Here is a 19,435-nt window from a genome sequence, read left to right on the forward strand (position 1 = left end):
ATAAGGAGAACTAACTCTATGCCGAGACCTACAACAAAAGAAGATTTAATCAAAGCTGCAAATGAGCAGTTTGCAAAACTGTGGACATTAATCGACGGAATGACTGACGAAGAAAAATCCGCCGATATTGTTCCGAACGATCGCGATAAAAACGTACGCGATATTTTGGTCCATCTGTATGAATGGCATTGCCTTTTGCTGAATTGGATACAGTCCAACACAAACGGAAAGCCTGCCCCTTTTTTACCGGCGTCCTATAATTGGAAAACCTATCCGCAGATGAATATCGAATTTTGGGAAAAACACCAAACTACGCCATATACCGACGCCGAAGCAATGCTTAAAAAAACGCACAAGGAAGCAATGGATATCATCGAAGCTTTTTCTAATGAAGAACTTTTTACCAAGAAAGTTTTCGATTGGACGGGAACAACTTCGCTCGGCAGCTACTGTGTTTCCGCAACATCGAGCCATTACGATTGGGCAACCAAGGATATTAAAAAAGCGCTGAAGAAGTGGAGGGAGAAATAGCCGTATTCGTATGCACTTTGTTCAAGCAAAAGGAATTTTATCGACTAAAAACGGAATGAACTTGTACCGCGGCTGTACTCACGGGTGCATCTACTGCGACTCACGGAGCGACTGCTATCAAATAAAGCATACGTTCGAAGATATCGAAATAAAAGAGAATGCAATAGAGTTGCTCGAAACTGCTTTACGGCGGAAACGAAATAAGTGCATGATCGGCACCGGTTCTATGACCGATCCGTATATGCCGCTTGAAGAAAAAATCGGTATGACGCGCAAAGCGATAGAAACCGTGTACCGGTATGGGTTCGGCTTTACCGTGATAACAAAATCGCCGCTGATTTTGCGCGACCTTGAACTTTTGCAGGCGGTGAACAAAAAAGCAAAGTGCGTTGTGCAAATGACGCTCACCACATATAACGATAAGCTCTGCAAAATCCTTGAACCGAACGTTGCCGCTACGAGTGAGCGTTTTACGGTGCTTAAAACACTGCGTGATGCGGGCATTCCAACCGTTGTGTGGCTTACGCCTATTCTGCCTTTTATCAACGATACAATAGAAAATATAGAAGGTATTTTGCAGTATTGCATCGAGGCAAAAGTGTTCGGCATCATTTGCTTTGGAATGGGTTTGACGTTAAGAGACGGAAGCCGCGAATTTTTTTACAAAAACCTCGATGCATCATTTCCGGGATTAAAAGAAACATACATGCAACGCTACGGCAATAGCTATTCTGTGATGAGTCCATATAATGCACGATTGATGAATCTATTCCGTACACAGTGCAAAGAAAACGGTATCGAATACAATCCCGATACAATCTTTTCGTATTTAACCGCATTTGAAGATAAGCAACAAGGCGGACAGTTGGAGTTGTTCTGATTCGTGTTTTTCGCTTTGCTATGCTGGAACACCTTGCAAAAGTAATTATGAAGAAACCTAGAAAAGTTTAACTTCTTTTTTTCAAATCTGATGCATTCTGATAGACTGCTGTGCTATAATGGCAGCACTGAGAGGTGGCGTTTATGAAAATATGTACTTGGAATTGCCGGTACGGTTTGACATTAGAAAAAGCTGCTTACCTTTGCCAAGCAGGGTATAATGCTGATATTTATGCTATTCAGGAATATGATATGCGGAATAATAAACCTATACATGAAATTGAAAAACACTTAGGACAATTGCAAGATAAATACGGCGATGGACGAGAATATAAAGACAATGCCGAATCCGGTGGGGATTTAGGTCTCGCGTTGTTTTCAAATACATATCGAATTGAACGCATTTATAGTAATACCATTCCATATAGATATGTTGTGCCATATAAGGTGACGTGCAAAGAAACCAACGAATCTTTTACGCTTATCCATGTGTGGACAAAGATTGCCGACTTGGAAGCTAATCAAAAACAGGATTATATTATGCAGGTAATAGGTGCTCTTGAAAACCCTACCTATAACAAATTATTAATTCCTGAAGATAATAAGGCATTATGGATTGGCGATTTTAACAGCAGTATGCAATTAAAAAATGAAATCGATAAAAACAATCATACGAGGTTTTTAGAAACCATGAAAAAATATGGTCTGGTGAGCGCGTATCATACCAATCGGCAAAAAAAACATGGAAAGGAAGATCAGTTTACTTTTATAGGCACATATAGAAACGGTCAACAAAGATTTTTCAATGATTATATTTTTTATCACCATGATCGATTTAAATGTAAAACGGTAACTATAGGTCGATTTAATACTTTTTCGTTCTTTTCCGATCACTGTCCTGTATTGGCAGAGTTGCAACTCCTTTAGAGCTTTCTCATATTCTACGAAACTTTTTCCAATGAAGAGCTTTTTACCAAGAAAGTTTTCGATTGGACGGGAACAACTTCGCTCGGCAGCTACTGCGTTTCCGCAACATCGAGCCATTACGATTGGGCAACCAAGGATATTAAAAAGGCGCTGAAGAAGTGGAGAGAAGCTCGGTAATGCTGAATATTCACCGATTATCAACAGCGCTTCGGCAGATAAAGAGGGTGATCCGGAACTCAAGGCATTTTCTTCCGTGTCTTTGCCATAGACTTCTGCCATGCCGCTCGCATTAAATCCCAATTTGTCCGGCCGTTTTTTCCAATCATCCGTACCGGTGCTTTTTTTGCCCATGCAATAATTTGAGCTTCGTATTCGCCGAACGGCATATCCATTTCATAAAGCGCTGTAAGTTTTTCGGGAATTCCTTGAAAGTCGATACGAAAACGAGAAGCAAGGAAGCCGTCTGCACTGTAGATATAGGCATGAGGGATTCTGCGTTTTGTGCATGAGGGTTCCGAAAAAGCCGAAATTTTCATACGTTTCATCAAGAAAATAGTCCGCTGATTTATGATCGCGTTCCTTTGCCCGCTTGTATCGTACGAGATTTTGCCATAAAAAACCGGTGTCGTCTTTTGTCATTTGTTTTTTAGTTCCCATACTGAAAAACAGCTCTCACCGATGTGTTCGGTAAGAAATGCGAGGTTTGTGATTTTCGATTTTTGCGTTATGATAAAATTTGCTTCATTCATTCTTCTTTCAATGCTTTTACAATTCCATAGAAAATCAAAAGATAAAGCAGAAATAAAACACCTGTTATGACTATGTACGCAGTTTGTCTAAATCCTGAAAAAACAAAAATCAAATGTTCAACCAGTACCAATACAAGGAAAATACTCGAAAAGATTTTTATATTCGCACTTCCTCTTCCAAAAGAAATCCCAAACATTCCGAATAGAGTAACAAAAAGAAAAACTCCGCCTCCGACAGTAAGAAACATATTCCCTGTTCCTGAAAAAAACCATAGCATATAAATGCGGAAATCCCGAGTGAAATCAAAACTAAAATCCAATTTATTTTCATAAAGTTTTCTCCATACTATGACCCGTTTAACTCATCGGCGGTACAGGCGGAATCGGCGGAGTATTTTGACCGAAAATTGCCGACAGTTCAGGCACGTTTCCGGCTGTCATCCAGTTTGCCATACCGGCTTTCCAAACAAGACTTTCGCGCGTAAACTGTCCGCTTGCTGCCATTTGAGAAAGTGTTGCAACCGTATAGGGGCCTGTTGTCTGTCCGTTTACTGCAACATTGTATTGACTTACTTGCGGCGGAGGCGGCGGAACCGGCTGACTCAATCCGCCCAAAGCGCCGTGCATCATTCCGGCCATATTCTGCCCGATTGCACTTCCCATAGCCATTCCTGCCATCATGCCTGCCGGATTAAAACCGCCGCCGTTGCCAAGGTTTATGCCGATACCGCCTGCCGCTCCCATCTTTCCCAGTGCTTCCGCTCCTGCAATGCCGACTCGTGTCTGCTGGTCAATCTGATGAGCAGCCAGATTTGAACTTTCCGTTCCGAGCCGTCTTTCCCGCTGGTACTCTTCCATGTTGATTTCCGCCATACCTTCCATCTGGCGAATATTGATAGCACTTTTTGCTTTTTCCTGCTCGCTTATGATGTCTGTTGTAACTGCTTTTAATTCACGATAACCTTCGCTTGATTTATCAAGTTCAATATCGCTTATATCAACCGAACTTGTTGTAACACCGAACTCACTTTCAAGCCGTTGTTTTAAAATAGGCTGCAAAACACTACTGACTTCAAAAATCTTTCGTTCAAGATGAATTACGGGAAGCCCTGTATCAAACGGGATATTTGTAACAATAGATTTTATATATTTGCAAACAGCATCCCGAATCTGCAATTTAAAAGCCTCAAGGTCAAAATCAATAAGCCTGTGAAGTTTTATAAATTCTTTGTAATTCGTAAGTCTAAAATTGATAGAACCGCGAACCGCAACGGGAACGGTAAAATTAGTATTGCGTGCATCAGCTACATCAAAAAACGGAACCCCGAATTTTACCTGAATGATTCCCGCAAGGTTTATAAAATAAACTTCCGCTTGAAAAGGGCTCGCCCCGCCGAATGCCGCACCGACAATCGAAGAGAGAATAGGAAGGTTTGCTGTTTTAATCGTATCGTCATAAGGTCCTTCAATATAGTCCTGCATTGTGCCGTCTTTTTGGTGATAAACAAAGACAGCGACTTCACCGTCTTTCACACGCAGACTTGAACCGTAGCGGATTGCGTTCTCTTTTTTTGTAGAATTCGCTTCTTCCGCTCCCTTAGGTCTCCATTTCCAAATCAAATATGTCGGCTCATCACAACGGATAACATCCATTAAACCGCCTTCGTGTTTTTTCTTGAATATGCCCATTAGGTTTACTCCAAAATTATTAATTCAGTATTCCGAGTTTTGTTAAAACGACAAGAAGTACAATTAGTGCTGCAAAACCGCCAAAGACAAAAATCAAAAATTTCTGCCACAATGGCATTCTTATTTTAGTTGTCTTAAAAATTTGGTTTACTTGTGCCAAACTTTCCGGATCCTTAGCAAAAATAAAAGGAGCGCGTGTTTTTAACTGTTTATATTTATTAATCCATGCAGTTCTAATTTGGTCATCTATTGAGCCTAGTGGAGCAGAGCAGGGCTGCGTAACGGAACCAACTGTAATGTATAAAAATTCAAAAAAATCTTCTTTTGCGTTTGGAATCGGGAACGATGTAATAAAATCGGATCTGTCACTTTTTGGAGTGTTGAATAAATCACTGTTAAAATTCGTAACCGAAGATGATGCTTTGATATTTCTCAGTTCAATGCCGCATTGAGGACATTTTAAATCATCGCTTGATAGAATTGCTCCACATGATGGGCATTTCTTCAGTTCCCCATCAAAAACTTGTTTGCGTTGATTTTCACTTCCTGTATTTCCTGCCGGTGTTCCGCAAGAATCACAGAATTTTGCACCGTCCATTAATTCTTTTCCACAATTTTGACAAAATGCCATTTTATTTTTCCTCCAAATTATAAAATTCTTCCCAAGAGAATTCTTTTATTGTTTTCATATCAAATTCAATAACTTTGTCGATAGGAACAATTTTCCCAAATGCAATGAACTTATCTTTGGGAATATGTTTTACAAGTAATTCATGAAAAAACTGTCCTCCTCGTTTTCCTGTTTCATCAGGTCTGTTGTCTATCAAAAGTTGATATTTAATGTTCTCATGTGTTTTTGATGATTGATAACCTGTTAGTTTCAAAAGCTCGCCAAAAAGTTTGTGTACTGCATTATGCCCGTCGCCGGATAAATGAGTTTTTGCTTCAACCATACAAAAATCACCGTTATCGTTGATGTATTCAATGTCTGCATGATTTTTCGCTCTGCAATTACTACATTGAACAGCACCAAGTCTATCACAAAAGGATTTTATTAAATCCTGTTCCGGATTTTTTCTTTTTTCTAAATCTTTCATCATTTTTTCCCGAATATTCCGCCAAAAGCAGAGCCAAAGGCACCTTTCATTTGAGATTTGACTTCGTTCATCGGCTGTGCGATTGAATCTTTCATCTGTTGTTTTGCCTCTTCAAAAGGCTGTGCCATTTGGTCTTTTATTTTTTCCATTTCGGTAAGTTCGCCTTTTGCCTTACGTTCTTCAAAATCCGCTTTTTTTTCGGCTTTTGCTTCTTCTGCCGCTAATTTGCACGCCTTTGAACAGTAGTTTTTCTTTGCCGTGGCGACAGCACGTCCTACAAGTCCGCCGGCAGAACCGAATAATCCGTCTCCGTCTATTTGCTTGTAGTATTTTCCGTACCAGTCACAGCGAACTTGTCCATTCCAAGCAGTTTTTACATGATTTAAAAATCCCATCTTATTCCTCCAATAATGATTATTTATTTCCAGCGATGCCGACAAAATCAGCATTGTAGTTCGGCTTTTTTATATTATACTCCATCCCTTACATATTCCTTTGGTCATTTTTCTTAAAAACTTTGGGAATTTTTCCCAAGACATGAATATCGGTTCGTGTTATACTAGATATGGTCGATAGTTTCATTACCGAACAATTTTACTGGAAAATCATGCTGCTAAGTCTTATTAAGAAAATTTTTAAAATCGAGTCGATATTTATCTACACCGCACTCGCAATCTTTTTTTGCACAATCTTTTTTAAGCGGGCAAGCAACAATCTGATTCAGAAACTCGACACGGAAATGTTATTGCTTCAAATGGATCCGAAAAGCATAGTTGCCGGCAGTGATAGCGCTGACATTTTTTCGGAAAATCCTGTAGATTTTGAATCAATTGCCCTTAAACTGAGATCGGACTACCAAGCCTTCACTTATTTTGATGCACCTCTAAAAAAAGAACTTGAAGCAATCATTCAAAACATTCAAAGCGGTAATCGTAACACAGATGCTATTATCAGTTTTCAAAATCACATTCATGAGGTGCAGACAAGGCTGAACCTCGGCTACGACTCTCTTTTATATAGCGCCCTTTTTCTGATTGCGATTGCAGCTTTTATAATCCTTGAAAAATTCTTTAAAAATTCAATGCAGCTCGAACAACTTAAAACAATGCAGACCGAACAGAGTAATTTCAGCCGCGACCTTCACGACGGAGTTGCGCAGAATCTTGCCGCGCTCAATATCTATCTTGAAAAAGAAGATTTTTCAAAATCGAAATTTTACGCAAAACAAGCCCTAAACGAAATTCGTTATATGATCGGCTCCGGAAGTATTGAGTTTACGGAAGATTTTGAAAAAATCATACGCGAGATTTGCAGTGCATTTGAAGTGAATTTCGGAATAAAAACAAATCTATATGTTGCAAGTCAGAAAATAGTTGCACTCAAAAATACGCAAAAGACACACCTCATCAGAATTTTGCAGGAGGCGTTGAGCAATATTTCACGACATTCCGATGCAACACAAGTTGAAATAAAAATTGTGGACGGGATTAATGATTTCCGTTTTATCATCTGCGATAACGGAAAAGGTTTTGAAGAACCCGAAGTTGAAAGCAAGAAGCTAAAAGTTGCTGTAAAGCATTATGGACTTACCAATATCAAAAAGCGTGCCCAAATGATAGACGGCAGTGCGGATTTTATAAATGAAGGAGGTTTTACCATTGCAATCACCGTTAAAGATTCTATTCATTGATGATCACACGGGCTTACGGGATGGAATGATTTTTATGCTTCAAAACAGAAATCCGTCATTTTCGATAATCGGCGTCGGAACAATCCCGGAAGTGGTAAAAAAACTTAATGAAGATAAAGATATCAAAATTGTGGTTCTCGATTTAAACCTCGACGGTGAAAACTCGCTTGAATCGGTTTCAAAAATTAGAGGCGTGAAATCTGATATTTTCATTTTGGTTTACACTATGTACAATGATGATATTCACGTAGAACATGCACTTTTGATCGGCGTTCAAGGTTTTATTACAAAAGAAGCCTCGATTGATGAAGTTGAAAAAGCAATCCTTGCCGTAGGTTCAGGGAACACGTATTACAATAGCGTTGCAAGCAAAGTTTTGCACACTCTTTTACCGCAGAACAAAGGTAAGCACAGCACTCATGACGAAAAAAGTTATCTTTTTGATAATTACAAAAGTCTTTCAAAAAAAGAGCAAGAAGTTTTCATTCATCTTGCTGAAGGTCTTGAGGTAGTTGAAATTGCAAAACTGCTCGGAAAATCGAAAAAAACAATCTTAAATCAGCGGACTGCTGTTTACGGAAAAATGTTTATTCGCGATCGGCATGATTTGATTGAAAAAGCAAAACTTTTAGGGCTGCTATTTTAATGGGAAAAAATGTAATGAACTGAATCAACCGAAGGATGTTTACAATCATGTTCACCATTGCAAGCATTGTGATTAATTGTATGTGTTCATATCTTGCAGGGCTTGTTGCTTTTCCTTTGTATTTGGATTCTCTGCTTACTATTGCTGTAACAGCCTTGTGCGGACTTATTCCGGGGATTGTGTGTGCAATCGCAAGTAACGCTCTTTTGTGCATTTTCGCAAACACAGGGCTTCTTTTTATGCTATGTCATATTTCTACCGCAGTAGTTGCACATCTGGTATTTTATTCCGAACGGAAAAAAGCAAAGACACCTTCAAACCCGAACACCCCTTATACGGATGTTTCTTACACAACCGAAAATTTTATGTGGATAGGTTTTATCTCAGCCATTACCAATTCAATTCTGGGCGACACCATTTCCTATCTTTTTTACTCAGCAAATACCTCCATTCCTCAAGTAGACAACGCTGTTCAAGGAATCTATGTTGTAACACAGAGCTTAACATTTGCGGCATACTTCGGCGGCACCGTTACAAATTTGATAGACAAAGTTTTCAGTGCGACAGTAAGTTTGTTCGTATATAGATTTATAATACAACACAAAAGATAATTTTTGGTCATTCCCTTTCTTGATTTAAGCTGCGCTTTAAGTTGTATATTATATGCAGGTTAAACGGTAGTTAGATGGACGGTTCACAGCAATGGTAAAAACAGTTATGTACAGAATGCTTTATTCGTACGAGGGTTTAATACCCCGACGCTTGCGTCGTAACAAAGGGTATTAAAGCCGACTGCAACCACCTTATGAGAACAACATACCCCGACGCTTGCGTCGGGGTTGTTGATTAATAATGACATTGTTTTTTATCAAAATATGTGTATAATTATATTGCAACATACACATAGGAGTTGTTATGAGAACGAATATTGTTATTGATGATACATTAATGATTGAGGCTTTGAATGTTTCCGGTTATAAAACCAAAAGAGAAACAGTTGAAGAAGCTTTAAAACTTTTAATCACATTGAAAAATCAGGCGAGCATAAGAAATTTCCGAGGAAGACTATTGTGGGATGGCGATTTGGAAAAAATGAGGCTTGATAAATGATTGTCGCAGATACATCAGTTTGGATTGATTATGTAAAGGGGATTGATGCGTCACATACCAATATTTTAGATCATGAATTAATCTATAACAGGGTAGTAACCGGGGATATAATAATAACCGAGTTTTTACAAGGTTTTAAAAACGATAGAGAATACCTCATCGCAAAGCAAATTATGGATAATCTGGAATACAGAGATTTTCTGGGAAAAGAAATTGCAATACAAGCTGCAAATAATTATAGGAAATTAAGAAAGCAGGGCATCACGGTAAGAAAAACAATAGATGTTATCATTGCAACATTTTGTATAGAAAATAGATTTCCATTAATACACAATGACAGAGATTTTGATCCAATGGAAGAAATTTTAGGCTTGATTGTTAAAAAGTAAAATAATCGCTGATATAACGATAATAATTTGATTCTTCCAATTTCGTAATTTGCCGTTTAGTCTTTGGAGAGAATGCTACTGTAAACATCAGTTAAAAACCTCATCAAAAGAATATGTTTTTCCCTTCTACAATCCAGTCATTGTAAGGTTGTTCGGCAAGGTAATAATCTTCCATATCGTCAAGCTGCTGCTCAATTGCTTTTATAGCGTAAAATGTTTTCGTTCTACCTGTTTTTTCAGCAAGATTTGCAAGTCTGTTTTCGAGTTCGGGTTTTAATCTTAATGCCAGCATAGCTGCCTCCTTGTTTTGCTATACAGATATAGCAGCATCGAGACAAATATGTCAATAAAAAACAGGCGGCCTTTTGCAGGGATGACCGTACATTTCAAAAGGTTAAGCGACGTCGTAAATAATGATGGGGCAGATGCGGTGTAAAGCATAATTTTACAGGAGACGATTTGCCGGTTGAAAATGTAACATGGCTTGAAGCTGTAGAGTTCTGCAATGCCCTAAGCATCGGGTGAATTTATTATATAATAGAATAGTATAGGAGATCATATATGCCTTACACAGTTTTAGAAAAAGAAATTGCAACGCTTCCTCATGCTGCAATAAGTGAAGTTGTTGATTTTATCCGCTTGATAAAATTGAAATTTCCTGAGGAGGATGCTGTTTCTGAAAAAAAATCTCTTTTTGGCGTTTGGAAAAATGAACCTTTTTATATGTCTCCGGATTTTGATGAGCCGCTCGAATATTTTGTTGGAATAATACAATGATAAAACAAAATCAGAATGCCGCTTGACATTGCGATGACCGCGCTTTCTATAATCCTGATGGGAGGCACGGTACTTTTCCCTGACGACAAGATTCACCAGATCTTGGGAATGACGCTGCTTGCGTCCGCGGTCTTGTACAATATATGTTCCTGCAGCAGCAGTTTTTCTTCTTCGATTTTGACAGGGGGTATGTTTTGTTCGCGGTAGATTACCTTTCGATCCTTGTGCTATTCGCGGCGGTTGCTCATTATGCAGGGATAAAAAGTAAGAGATAAAATCATTTATTATAATTCTTGACAATATGTCTAATAAGAAATATCATTTTAGAAAGTAAAACAAAAACACGAACCGGTGATGGTAGTCCGGTTGATATGAGCAATCATATTCAGTAACCTTCATTTTTTTGATGTCCGGTTTTACCGAGGCAGTTCTATGCCCGGAGGTAAATATGGACGACTTTACAATTACAACAGTATATTTTGATGGACAATTTTGGTGTGCATTCATTCAAAAACAGATAAATGGAATGTTTTATTCCGGTCGTTATGTGTTTGGTGCCGAACCGACAAATCCGCAGCTTATACAATGGATGTTGAATGATTTTTCGTATGTTCCGCTGTATAAAACGTCCGCGTATCAAAAAGTCCGTATAAAAGATGTTGTGAAAAGCAATAGTAAACCAAAATCTTTGGATCAATATAAAGAGGCGCAAAAAGAATACCTTATACAGAAAAAAATGAGTATGCGCAAAGAAACCAAAGCAATAAGGACAGATAAGTATAAACATAAAAAACCAAAGAAAGCAAAAGGATAAATATCGATCTTCGCCATACATAGATATGCGCAAGCTGTAAAGTAGGAGGCTGTATATGCGTAAAATGACTTATTTAGCGGTATTTGAGCCGGTAGGAAACGGCGCGTATAGCATTTATTTTCCAAATGTCTTGGGATGTGTGAGTTATGGAAAAAATTTTCAGGAAGCGCAAGCAATGGCACAAGAAGCGCTTGAATTACATATATACGGTCTTGAAAAAGATGGAGACGAATTACCGGTTGAAAATTTTTCCGACATACAAGTAGAAGCAGGCGATATAGTGTGTGCCATTACTATTTACCCTGATGTTGTTAAGAAACAAATGGATAATCGGCGGGTCAGAACAAATTGCACTATACCATATCATTTAAAACGGAAAGCGGAAGCACAAGGGATAAACTTTTCGCAGGTGCTTGAAACAGCTTTAGAAGAATTGTGCAGTTGAGAAATTCCGGCATTACGGCATATATGAAGAACTCGGCTCCGCGGCAAGAGATTCGCCGGTATACGGTTGTTCCGCCATCATCAGGTTATCAGTCCATAGTTCGCATTGGGTCATAACGGTTTGTACGGCATCTTCCATGCCTTCCGGCGGGTACTTATGTTTTTTTAAGAGTTTTTTGATAAGCATCCGCATGTGCGCCCGTGCACTTTCCCGCAGCTGCCAATCGATGTTTTTATTCTTCCGCAGCGCTTCGGTCAGTTCTTTGGTAATGGCGATCAGTTCGTCGTTTTCGTAAAAGTCTTTAATTGCTCCCGGCTTGGTAAGCGCATCATAAAAAGCGGATTCTTCGGCGTTCAAGCCCAGCTGCTTGCCTTCCTGTTCGGCAGCGGTAATCTGACGGGCAAGTTTGAGCATTTCGGCAATAACTTCTTCATTGGTCAGCATTCCGTTCAAGTATGCATTCACGGTTTGCTGCAGCATCTTACTGAATTTTTCGGATTTTACAAAATTGCGTCCCTTATAGATAGCAACCTGTTCGGCAAGCAGCCGTTTTAGCAACTCTACGGCAAGGTTACGCTCCTTCATATTCGCAATATCTTCCAAAAAGCCCGGAGAAAAGAGGGAAAATGCCTGTGAGATGTCCGAAAAAAGGTTAACCACACCGCTGCTTTTAATGCTCTGCGTTAAAAGCTCGTTGATGCGGCAGTTTAGTTCGGGCAGCGAAAGACGGCGGCCACCTCCGGTATAGCTTAATCTTACTAAAAAGACACGCACCGCTTCAAAAAAGGCTGATTCAAAGCGTAATGATTCGGCAATAGTAGAAGAGCAGAGAGAAAGCGCTTGACGGAGCAAAAATGATTCTTTCATAAAAGCTTCTTTTGCCTTTTCTTTTCCGCGTGCCATAAGAAAGTTCACTGCACCGCTTATTGTCTTTGCCCGTTCAAGATCGCTGCCCGTCTTAAATTTTTCATAGTCATACCCGTGTAAGAGATCACGGCAAATAGAAAGTTTTTCAAGGAAGGTCGGCCGGGCAGCAGAGAGAATATCGGTGTCGCCGTAATTCTTTTTGTCGCGGTTCGTATAGTCGTTCATTGCCTGCTTGAGTGCTCGCATAATCCCGATGTAATCGACTACCAGTCCTCCTTCTTTGTCCTGAAACACACGGTTGACACGGGCAATTGCCTGCATCAGATTATGCCCTGCCATAGGCTTGTACACATACATGGTTGCAAGGGACGGTATGTCAAAACCGGTCAGCCACATATCGACGACAATCGCAATCTTGAGCGGGCTTGTATTATCCTTGAATTTTGTTGCAAGTGCATCGCGCCGGCGCTTATTTCCGATAATACTCCGCCATGATTCATCGTCGTCATTAGTAGAAGTCATTACAACGGCCACGGTTTCAGTCCATATCGGGCGCAGCTCCAGCATTTTACGATAAATCTTCATCGCAATAGAACGGGAGTACGCGACGACCATCGCTTTACCGGTAAGAAGACAGGCTCGGTTGCCTTCGTAGTGTTCGATAATATCGCGCACGAGCGAGTCGATAGCCTCATCGCTTCCGAGCAATGCTTCCATCCTAGCAAGTTCGTGCTTGCTTTTTTCGATCACATATTCATCAGTCCGCTGTGCAGCCGCATCATATTCCGCATCGATGAGCTGTAAGGTTTCTTGATCGAGCTTGAGCTTAATCACTCGGCTTTCGTAATACACCGGGCGTGTTGCACCGTCTTCAACAGCCTGCGTCATATCGTAAATATCGATATAGTCGCCGAATACTTCGCGGGTACTGCGGTCGGCAGCGGAGATCGGCGTACCGGTAAAGCCGATGTAGCTTGCATTGGGAAGACTGTTGCGGATGATACGCGCCGTGCCGATAACCCGCTTAGCAATAGCTTCCCCTGCTTCGTTTTTTGTCATTTTGATCTTTTCGCTCAGACCGTATTGGCTGCGGTGCGCTTCATCTGCCATTACAATGATATTTCGGCGTTCCGAGAGCGGTTCGGCAGATTCTTCAAACTTTTGCATCGTGGTAAAAAAGATGCCGTTAGCCTGCCTCCCTGCAAGCAGCCGTTTTAAGTCCTGCCTGCTTGTTGCCTGTACCGGTTCCTGCCGCAAAAAAGCTTTACATTTCGCAAACTGACCATAGAGCTGATTATCAAGATCGTTCCGATCCGTAATTACTACAATGGTTGGGCTTTGCAATACCTGCTGCAGCAAGTGAGCATAAAAGACCATCGAGAGGGACTTTCCACTGCCCTGCGTATGCCAAAACACCCCGGCTTTCCCATCCGTTTTGACCGCCTTTTGCGTCGAAATAATCGCTTTCCGCACGGCAAAATACTGATGGTAGCCCGCAAGGATTTTAAAGACATCCAATCCTTCATGAGAAAAGCAGATAAAATTTTTGATGATGTCCAAAAGCCGTTCTTTTTTAAACATCCCTTCAAAAAACGTGTCGAATTGCGCATATTGGGTATTTTCGTAGCTACCGTCCTTTGTTTTCCACTCCATAAAGCGGTCTTCCCCTGATGTTATCGTGCCTGCTTTTGAGGTGAATTGATCACTCATTACGCAGATCGCATTATAGATAAACAAAGAAGGAATTTCCGCCATATAGTTGCGGATTTGCCGGTATGCTTCGGAAGCGTCGGTTTCTTCGCGGGATGGAGACTTTAGTTCTATCAGTACAACGGGTAAGCCGTTCAAAAAAAGGAGCATATCCGGACGTTTGGTGCTGTTTTCGATATATGTCCATTGATTGGCAATGATAAAAGAATTGAGAGAAGGATTTTTATAGTCGGCAAGATATACGATGGTCGATTGCTGCTTGCCGTTATCAAAATACCGTACATTGATGCCGTTTTGTAAGTAATCCATAAAAAGCTCATTCTTTTGCAGCAGCTCAGCATTTTCAAAACGCTGCAATGCAGAAAGCGCTTCCTGAATCGCTTCTCGGGGCAGACCGGCATTGAGTCGATACAGCGCATCCTCTAAAACCGTATGATACAAAGGGCTATGAAAATCCCGCTCGATATCCGGTCCGTATACATGCTCATAGCCCAACGTTTCCGTAAAAAGCTCAATTAAAGAATGTTCATAATCGGTTTCGGTATATCCACCCATAGTGCTTTCTATCTCTCCTTTTGAAATAGACGGTTTAATTTCCGCTATCGCTACGCTAAATCAGAATTTATCGGCTGATTGATCCAATATATCTAAAATCTTATGCGGTGTTACGACAAACGGTTCGGTCGGAAAGTGCTTTATATTGCCGGTAATTAAAAAGGCTTCAAACTGCTCCCGAGCATGGAGCGTAACTGCATAAAAAACAATGTCTTTCGGATCAGGCATCGGCTCTTTAACCGGTATACCGTTAAATTTTAACCCTATCTCTTGTATCTCATTTACGACAATATCAACCGCTGCCGGAGGAAAGCAAAATTTTGGCCGGTGCAGCACAGCAGTGTATTCGGCAATGATTTCCGCATTATAAACGGGGATAATAGTACCTGCATACATAGCATTAATAACATAATGGGGGATAGAATTTTCTTTCAAAAATGCAGAAACAAGCACATTAGTATCGATAACGGCATATAAAGGCATATCATTGCCCTTTGCGTACTGCATCGATTTCGCTATTAATTGCTTCGAGACTCATGTCGGAAACACCGTTTACCGCAGCGCTTTGAGTCATTGCCTGCATCGCCGACATTACATCCGGTCGGATTTGTCGTTTCAGAGCATGCTGCTCGGTATTGCCCAACTTCATGCTGAACGGAATGCCGTTTTCCACAACACTCCGCTTAAAAAAAATACGCACCGCTGTCGATAAGTCTAAGCCCAGGTGCTCATAAACTGCGGCAGCATCATCTTTCAGCTTTTCGTCCACCCGAATTTGAACCAAGGTACTTGCCATACAAAGTCTCCTGTAGCTAATATTATCATACAAAACATTCTTTCTGCAAGTACATTGTAATGACTTAATACTTATATTCGCAAAAGGCTTTCAAATTGTTTGAGAATAAATTACCCCAGCTCTATCTTTGACACATCGATCTCTCCGGACGTAAGCTTTGGTAGGAGCGTATCGCGAAGGGTGGAAAGAGCGTTGATTTCAATACGGTTAGCTATCATTAAATTATATATTTGACCAAGTAAGTCCCCTACTGTTAAATATACTTGTTTTGTAGGAATAACAACTTCTGCTTTTGCTAAATTTTCTCGTTTGATATGTCCCATTGTGGTTGCTTTATCTGCGGCTTCAGTAATAAAGTGATGCAAATGAAATTTTGTCCAACAATAATAAAACCATTTAGCATATTCGTTAGAAGTTACTTTGAAAAGATGCTGATTCAATCCACATAGACCTCCGCACCAGAAATCGACTAATAAACTTCCAGACCAAGAAAAAATAACATCGCCATTATGTATTAAATAAAAAGGATCTACAGTATTTGAACATAATTCACTGCTGCTATCGCAAAATCCTTGACGAAGTTCTTTTATTTTCATAACAAAAATTCCTTGCTCATGACTGGTTGGCCGATATTTTTGCATTGCAAGTCCATTCGTATAATCAGCAATATCAAGCAAACAAGCTTTTTGCCAATCATCCGGCATTGTGCCGCCGAACGGCTCAAAATCAATAAACCACGACTTAAAAATTGCCTGCGCTTGCTGCTCTAAATTAGTATTTATCGGCTAAAAAAGTAGCTGCACCAAAAGAAAAAACAACAAACAAAAAGAAGCAAAAACAACAACAGTAAATTAGTATTTATCTGCCGTTTCAGCTCGATTTCATCGTCAAGAAGTCTTAACAATTTGGCAATTTTTTGCTGTTCGGTGTATGATGGACAGGATATTTCAAGATTTTTCACAACATCAAGTTGTACTCTTTGTCGTCCGGAAGAGCCAACCATTGATTTTATTGCGCATTCCCTAACGAAGGAACTCGTCGCTAAATAGTAAATATAATCAGCATCGGATATTTCTTTTTTAGCCCTTAAAATAATATATTCTGTAGAGCCAAATCCGATTTCATTATCATTTAATAAAGAAATTTTGGCTGTTTTACCATTTTCCAAACATGGCGTAATTCTTGCCATGATTGTATCACCGTTACGAAATTTTGTTCCGCTATAAAAAATTTCTTTTGTATATCCTATAACATCTCTACAAAAAGGAATAAGTTGGGACATTTCTATTTTCTTAGCGATAGAGCCTTTTTGTATGGTTTCTTTAGGATTAAATTCAATAATATCTTCTAATTTACATTCTCTCCAGTTTTCCATATTTATTCCTCAGCAAAATCATTTCTTATCCAATATATTTGCGATGGGCAATTTTTACATTGCTTTGTTTGACCATCGCGTACTGTAATGTGGTATCGATACGTTTATGTCCTAAAAGCTGCTGCAGCTGTTCGATGGGCATCCCCTTATCAATTGCCATGGTTGCCAATGTTCTTCTGAACTTATGGGGATGAACCCGCTGCAGTCCTAACTGTTTGCCTAACCGGCGCAAACAGGTTTCAATACCGCCGATATTCATTCTATTATATGGCGATTTAAGGGAGACAAAAAGAGCAGGATTTTCATCTGTTCTACTCCTAAGGTAATTTTTTAAGTGAATCTTTGTCCGCGCATCAAAATATACCACGCGTTCTTTATTCCCTTTGCCGAATACAACACATTCTCGTTCGTTAAAATCTATATCATTCCTATTAAGAAGCACCATTTCTCCTACTCTCATGCCGGTTGACGCAAGCATGTCTATTATTGCCAAATCGCGCGGTTCGGTGCAGTTATCCCGCATCATTTCTAAAACTTCATCAGAATACGTTTCTTTTATGTTCGTTACCGCTTTTACTTTATGGATTCGCCGTACCGGACTTTTTAGAATATGATCTTCATCTTCAAGCCACGAGAAAAAACTTGATAATATCCGGCGGATATTATCAATGGTAACTCTACAGGACTTTTTTTGCTGCTGATAGTCTGTAAGATACGTGCGTATATCCTCCGTTTCAATCTGTTTTACATCTTTTTTTACCGCAGAAAGCATCGATTGAATGGTAGTCTGGTAGTATTTTAACGATTTTTCCGAACAGCCTTCAATCCTCTTCGCAGATAAAAATAAATCCACTAAATTAAGTGCAGAATCCTCCGAATTTTTTTCTGTTTTTGTTATTTCATACTGGAAAAGAACATATTGCATTACCTTTTGCAGTTTTTCAAGCTGATCGTTATTTAAGTATGGCAACATAGCCTGCATAACATCATTTACCAGATTTTGTTTCATTGCATATCTCCTCTCTACCTATGGTATCGGTAAAATAGCGAGGAGCAGCCGCTATCGCTACGCTAAATCAGAATTTATCGGCTGATTGAGCTGCTTAATTCAAGGCTGAATGATCGATTTCTGCTATAATTGATTAACGGGACAGCCGTTTTGCCGTGCCCAGCGGATAACTTCGTTCATGCGTTTTTGATAGCCTTTCACGCCGGAACTTTGCAGCCATGCCAAATTATCCAAGTCTATTCTAAAGGATACCGGTTTTTTTAACGGTTTCCAATTTTTTAAGTGTCCTTCTGAAAAGTCCTTTTCCGTAAGTTCCGGAATATCCGTAAAATCGATATTTTTACGTAATTCTTCAATTCTTTTAGTTGTAAAACTGTTTGCACCATTGTTCATAGAATCTTTCCTCTTCTTTTGTCGAAGCGCGGGCGGATATAATCCTTATGCGTTCCCGCTCCGTATAACTGGAAACTATAACTGCAAATCCGTTGACTTTAGCAGTTCCAATATATCGTATTTCATCTAAACTTGAATGAATAAAATCTTCCCGTTCCCAAAAAAGAGGATCATCAAACATCGGCAGGATTTCTTCAAAAGAAATACCGTGTTTTTTCATGTTCAACATCTCTTTTTCTTTGTCCCATTCAAACCGACCGTGTATAACTGTTTCACCCATGTATCTACCTATCATTATTATACATTCTGTATATACAATTCGTCAATTATTTTTTTGATTTATTATCAATGTATAATAAGACACATTAATCTATCTCTATCTTTGACACATCGATCTCTCCGGACATCAGTTTTGGCAGGAGCGTGTCGCGAAGGGCGGAAAGGTTATATATTTCTTTTATATTATTATCGATAGTAGTATTGATAGCTGCAAATTGATCTATGAGAGCAAAATGATTAAGTTCTTTAGGAGCAATTAATTGGAAATCTTCAAGATTTCCTTTTGTAATAAAGCTAATTACAGAACCTCGTGCAGCTTTTGTAATTTCAGACAGATGAAATTTCACAGCATAGTACAACCAACTTGCATATTTTGAAATTGTTGGTATTAGCACGTATGTACGTTGATATGCTTCAAATTTTCCATTGTACCACTTAACATTAAAATCACCGTTGCCTGCTACAAGAATAGCATTTGCATCAAATGAATATTCATCTGTCCAACTAATAGCATGCGAGCAGCTAAAAAACGGATAACGTCCTTTTTCTGATGCAGTATTCGCGTTTTTCTTTCCCGTTATCACCGGTAAAAAGTCTCCTAACCGATATTCTATCCAATCATCCGGCATTGTGCCGCCGAACGGCTCAAAATCAATAAACCACGACTTAAAAATTGCCTGCGCTTGCTGCTCTAAATTAGTATTTATC

At 39.6% G+C, this 19,435-nt stretch carries 27 protein-coding genes and 1 pseudogene; 12 read left to right on the forward strand and 16 right to left on the reverse strand.

The genetic code is table 11. The features are described 5' to 3' along the window. The first annotated feature begins 18 nt into the window (after window positions 1–18). From HMPREF1222_RS07775 to HMPREF1222_RS12550, 4 genes and pseudogenes are all read left to right on the forward strand, one after another. Entirely contained in the window at window positions 19–531 is a 513-nt protein-coding gene (locus HMPREF1222_RS07775; RefSeq protein WP_006190401.1) for a ClbS/DfsB family four-helix bundle protein, read from the forward strand. Window positions 532–541: 10 nt separating this feature from the next. Beyond that, complete coding sequence (locus HMPREF1222_RS07780) at window positions 542–1,411, forward strand: SPL family radical SAM protein (protein ID WP_016518944.1); 870 nt, start codon at window positions 542–544, stop codon at window positions 1,409–1,411. Window positions 1,412–1,554: 143 nt separating this feature from the next. Continuing rightward, window positions 1,555–2,337 (forward strand): endonuclease/exonuclease/phosphatase family protein, encoded by a 783-nt coding sequence (locus HMPREF1222_RS07785; protein WP_016518945.1) that lies wholly within the window; start codon window positions 1,555–1,557, stop codon window positions 2,335–2,337. An 18-nt stretch (window positions 2,338–2,355) separates the two neighbouring features. Continuing rightward, window positions 2,356–2,514, forward strand: a pseudogene (locus HMPREF1222_RS12550) (ClbS/DfsB family four-helix bundle protein); the annotation flags it as partial. Between the two features lie 59 nt (window positions 2,515–2,573). Here HMPREF1222_RS12550 and HMPREF1222_RS07790 read toward each other — a convergent pair. The 6 genes from HMPREF1222_RS07790 to HMPREF1222_RS07815 form a co-directional block, all read right to left on the reverse strand. Continuing rightward, window positions 2,574–2,882, reverse strand: coding sequence for a hypothetical protein (locus HMPREF1222_RS07790; protein ID WP_016518946.1), 309 nt, complete (start codon window positions 2,880–2,882; stop codon window positions 2,574–2,576). A gap of 200 nt (window positions 2,883–3,082) precedes the next feature. After that, window positions 3,083–3,406, reverse strand: a complete 324-nt coding sequence (locus HMPREF1222_RS07795) for a hypothetical protein (RefSeq protein WP_155997607.1) — start codon at window positions 3,404–3,406, stop codon at window positions 3,083–3,085. Window positions 3,407–3,443: 37 nt separating this feature from the next. Then, window positions 3,444–4,775 (reverse strand): SPFH domain-containing protein, encoded by a 1,332-nt coding sequence (locus HMPREF1222_RS07800; RefSeq protein ID WP_016518949.1) that lies wholly within the window; start codon window positions 4,773–4,775, stop codon window positions 3,444–3,446. Window positions 4,776–4,794: 19 nt separating this feature from the next. Continuing rightward, window positions 4,795–5,406 (reverse strand): zinc ribbon domain-containing protein, encoded by a 612-nt coding sequence (locus HMPREF1222_RS12395; protein ID WP_016518950.1) that lies wholly within the window; start codon window positions 5,404–5,406, stop codon window positions 4,795–4,797. A 1-nt stretch (window position 5,407) separates the two neighbouring features. Next, entirely contained in the window at window positions 5,408–5,875 is a 468-nt protein-coding gene (locus HMPREF1222_RS07810) for a hypothetical protein (protein WP_016518951.1), read from the reverse strand. Continuing rightward, window positions 5,872–6,267, reverse strand: coding sequence for a hypothetical protein (locus HMPREF1222_RS07815; RefSeq protein ID WP_016518952.1), 396 nt, complete (start codon window positions 6,265–6,267; stop codon window positions 5,872–5,874). The genes HMPREF1222_RS07810 and HMPREF1222_RS07815 overlap by 4 nt, the downstream gene beginning before the upstream one ends. 170 nt (window positions 6,268–6,437) lie before the next feature. On the opposite strand from HMPREF1222_RS07815, the gene HMPREF1222_RS07820 reads away from it, so the two are divergent. The 5 genes from HMPREF1222_RS07820 to vapC all read left to right on the forward strand — a co-directional run bounded on the left by HMPREF1222_RS07820 (window position 6,438) and on the right by vapC (window position 9,707). Further along, on the forward strand, window positions 6,438–7,562 hold the full coding sequence (locus tag HMPREF1222_RS07820; protein ID WP_016518953.1) for a sensor histidine kinase: 1,125 nt from the start codon (window positions 6,438–6,440) through the stop codon (window positions 7,560–7,562). Window positions 7,563–7,596: 34 nt separating this feature from the next. Beyond that, window positions 7,597–8,208, forward strand: coding sequence for a response regulator transcription factor (locus tag HMPREF1222_RS07825; RefSeq protein WP_244870136.1), 612 nt, complete (start codon window positions 7,597–7,599; stop codon window positions 8,206–8,208). A 47-nt stretch (window positions 8,209–8,255) separates the two neighbouring features. Next, window positions 8,256–8,819, forward strand: coding sequence for a hypothetical protein (locus tag HMPREF1222_RS07830; protein ID WP_016518955.1), 564 nt, complete (start codon window positions 8,256–8,258; stop codon window positions 8,817–8,819). Window positions 8,820–9,123: 304 nt separating this feature from the next. Beyond that, window positions 9,124–9,318: a type II toxin-antitoxin system VapB family antitoxin gene (locus HMPREF1222_RS07835; protein WP_016518956.1), complete on the forward strand. Its 195-nt coding sequence runs from the start codon at window positions 9,124–9,126 to the stop codon at window positions 9,316–9,318. Further along, a complete protein-coding gene (gene vapC, locus HMPREF1222_RS07840; protein ID WP_016518957.1) occupies window positions 9,315–9,707 on the forward strand; it encodes a type II toxin-antitoxin system VapC family toxin in 393 nt (130 codons plus the stop codon). The genes HMPREF1222_RS07835 and vapC overlap by 4 nt, the downstream gene beginning before the upstream one ends. 103 nt (window positions 9,708–9,810) lie before the next feature. Here vapC and relB read toward each other — a convergent pair whose 3' ends face one another. Further along, window positions 9,811–9,999, reverse strand: coding sequence for a type II toxin-antitoxin system RelB family antitoxin (gene relB / locus HMPREF1222_RS07845; protein ID WP_016518959.1), 189 nt, complete (start codon window positions 9,997–9,999; stop codon window positions 9,811–9,813). Window positions 10,000–10,268: 269 nt separating this feature from the next. Here relB and HMPREF1222_RS07850 point away from each other — a divergent pair, with 269 nt between their 5' ends. The 3 genes from HMPREF1222_RS07850 (at window position 10,269) to HMPREF1222_RS07865 (ending at window position 11,743) form a co-directional block, all read left to right on the forward strand. After that, window positions 10,269–10,484, forward strand: coding sequence for a DUF2281 domain-containing protein (locus tag HMPREF1222_RS07850; RefSeq protein ID WP_016518960.1), 216 nt, complete (start codon window positions 10,269–10,271; stop codon window positions 10,482–10,484). 448 nt (window positions 10,485–10,932) lie between these two features. Then, entirely contained in the window at window positions 10,933–11,298 is a 366-nt protein-coding gene (locus HMPREF1222_RS07860; RefSeq protein ID WP_016518961.1) for a DUF2992 family protein, read from the forward strand. Window positions 11,299–11,353: 55 nt separating this feature from the next. After that, on the forward strand, window positions 11,354–11,743 hold the full coding sequence (locus HMPREF1222_RS07865; protein WP_016518962.1) for a type II toxin-antitoxin system HicB family antitoxin: 390 nt from the start codon (window positions 11,354–11,356) through the stop codon (window positions 11,741–11,743). 12 nt (window positions 11,744–11,755) lie between these two features. On the opposite strand, the gene HMPREF1222_RS07870 is transcribed toward HMPREF1222_RS07865, so the two are convergent. The 9 genes from HMPREF1222_RS07870 to HMPREF1222_RS07910 all read right to left on the reverse strand — a co-directional run. Then, a complete protein-coding gene (locus tag HMPREF1222_RS07870; RefSeq protein WP_016518963.1) occupies window positions 11,756–14,875 on the reverse strand; it encodes a type I restriction endonuclease subunit R in 3,120 nt (1,039 codons plus the stop codon). Between the two features lie 60 nt (window positions 14,876–14,935). Beyond that, the gene (locus HMPREF1222_RS07875; protein WP_016518964.1) at window positions 14,936–15,358 is read right to left on the reverse strand and encodes a PIN domain-containing protein; all 423 of its coding nucleotides are present in this window, start codon (window positions 15,356–15,358) and stop codon (window positions 14,936–14,938) included. 1 nt (window position 15,359) lies between these two features. Next, window positions 15,360–15,671 (reverse strand): type II toxin-antitoxin system RelB/DinJ family antitoxin, encoded by a 312-nt coding sequence (locus tag HMPREF1222_RS07880; protein ID WP_016518965.1) that lies wholly within the window; start codon window positions 15,669–15,671, stop codon window positions 15,360–15,362. A 110-nt stretch (window positions 15,672–15,781) separates the two neighbouring features. Beyond that, entirely contained in the window at window positions 15,782–16,375 is a 594-nt protein-coding gene (locus HMPREF1222_RS07885; protein ID WP_016518966.1) for a restriction endonuclease subunit S, read from the reverse strand. A gap of 74 nt (window positions 16,376–16,449) precedes the next feature. Beyond that, a complete protein-coding gene (locus HMPREF1222_RS07890) occupies window positions 16,450–17,046 on the reverse strand; it encodes a restriction endonuclease subunit S (RefSeq protein ID WP_016518967.1) in 597 nt (198 codons plus the stop codon). Between the two features lie 25 nt (window positions 17,047–17,071). Further along, window positions 17,072–18,055, reverse strand: coding sequence for a site-specific tyrosine recombinase/integron integrase (xerA, locus tag HMPREF1222_RS07895; RefSeq protein ID WP_016518968.1), 984 nt, complete (start codon window positions 18,053–18,055; stop codon window positions 17,072–17,074). Window positions 18,056–18,178: 123 nt separating this feature from the next. Continuing rightward, window positions 18,179–18,448: a BrnA antitoxin family protein gene (locus HMPREF1222_RS07900; protein WP_016518969.1), complete on the reverse strand. Its 270-nt coding sequence runs from the start codon at window positions 18,446–18,448 to the stop codon at window positions 18,179–18,181. Beyond that, entirely contained in the window at window positions 18,417–18,728 is a 312-nt protein-coding gene (locus HMPREF1222_RS07905) for a BrnT family toxin (RefSeq protein WP_016518970.1), read from the reverse strand. Before HMPREF1222_RS07905 ends, HMPREF1222_RS07900 begins: the two co-directional genes overlap by 32 nt. Window positions 18,729–18,813: 85 nt before the next feature. After that, the coding region (locus HMPREF1222_RS07910; protein WP_196799928.1) for a restriction endonuclease subunit S at window positions 18,814–19,435 on the reverse strand (622 nt) is incomplete at its 5' end.

Origin of the sequence: Treponema vincentii F0403, assembly GCF_000412995.1 — a bacterium.
GTDB lineage: Bacteria > Spirochaetota > Spirochaetia > Treponematales > Treponemataceae > Treponema > Treponema vincentii.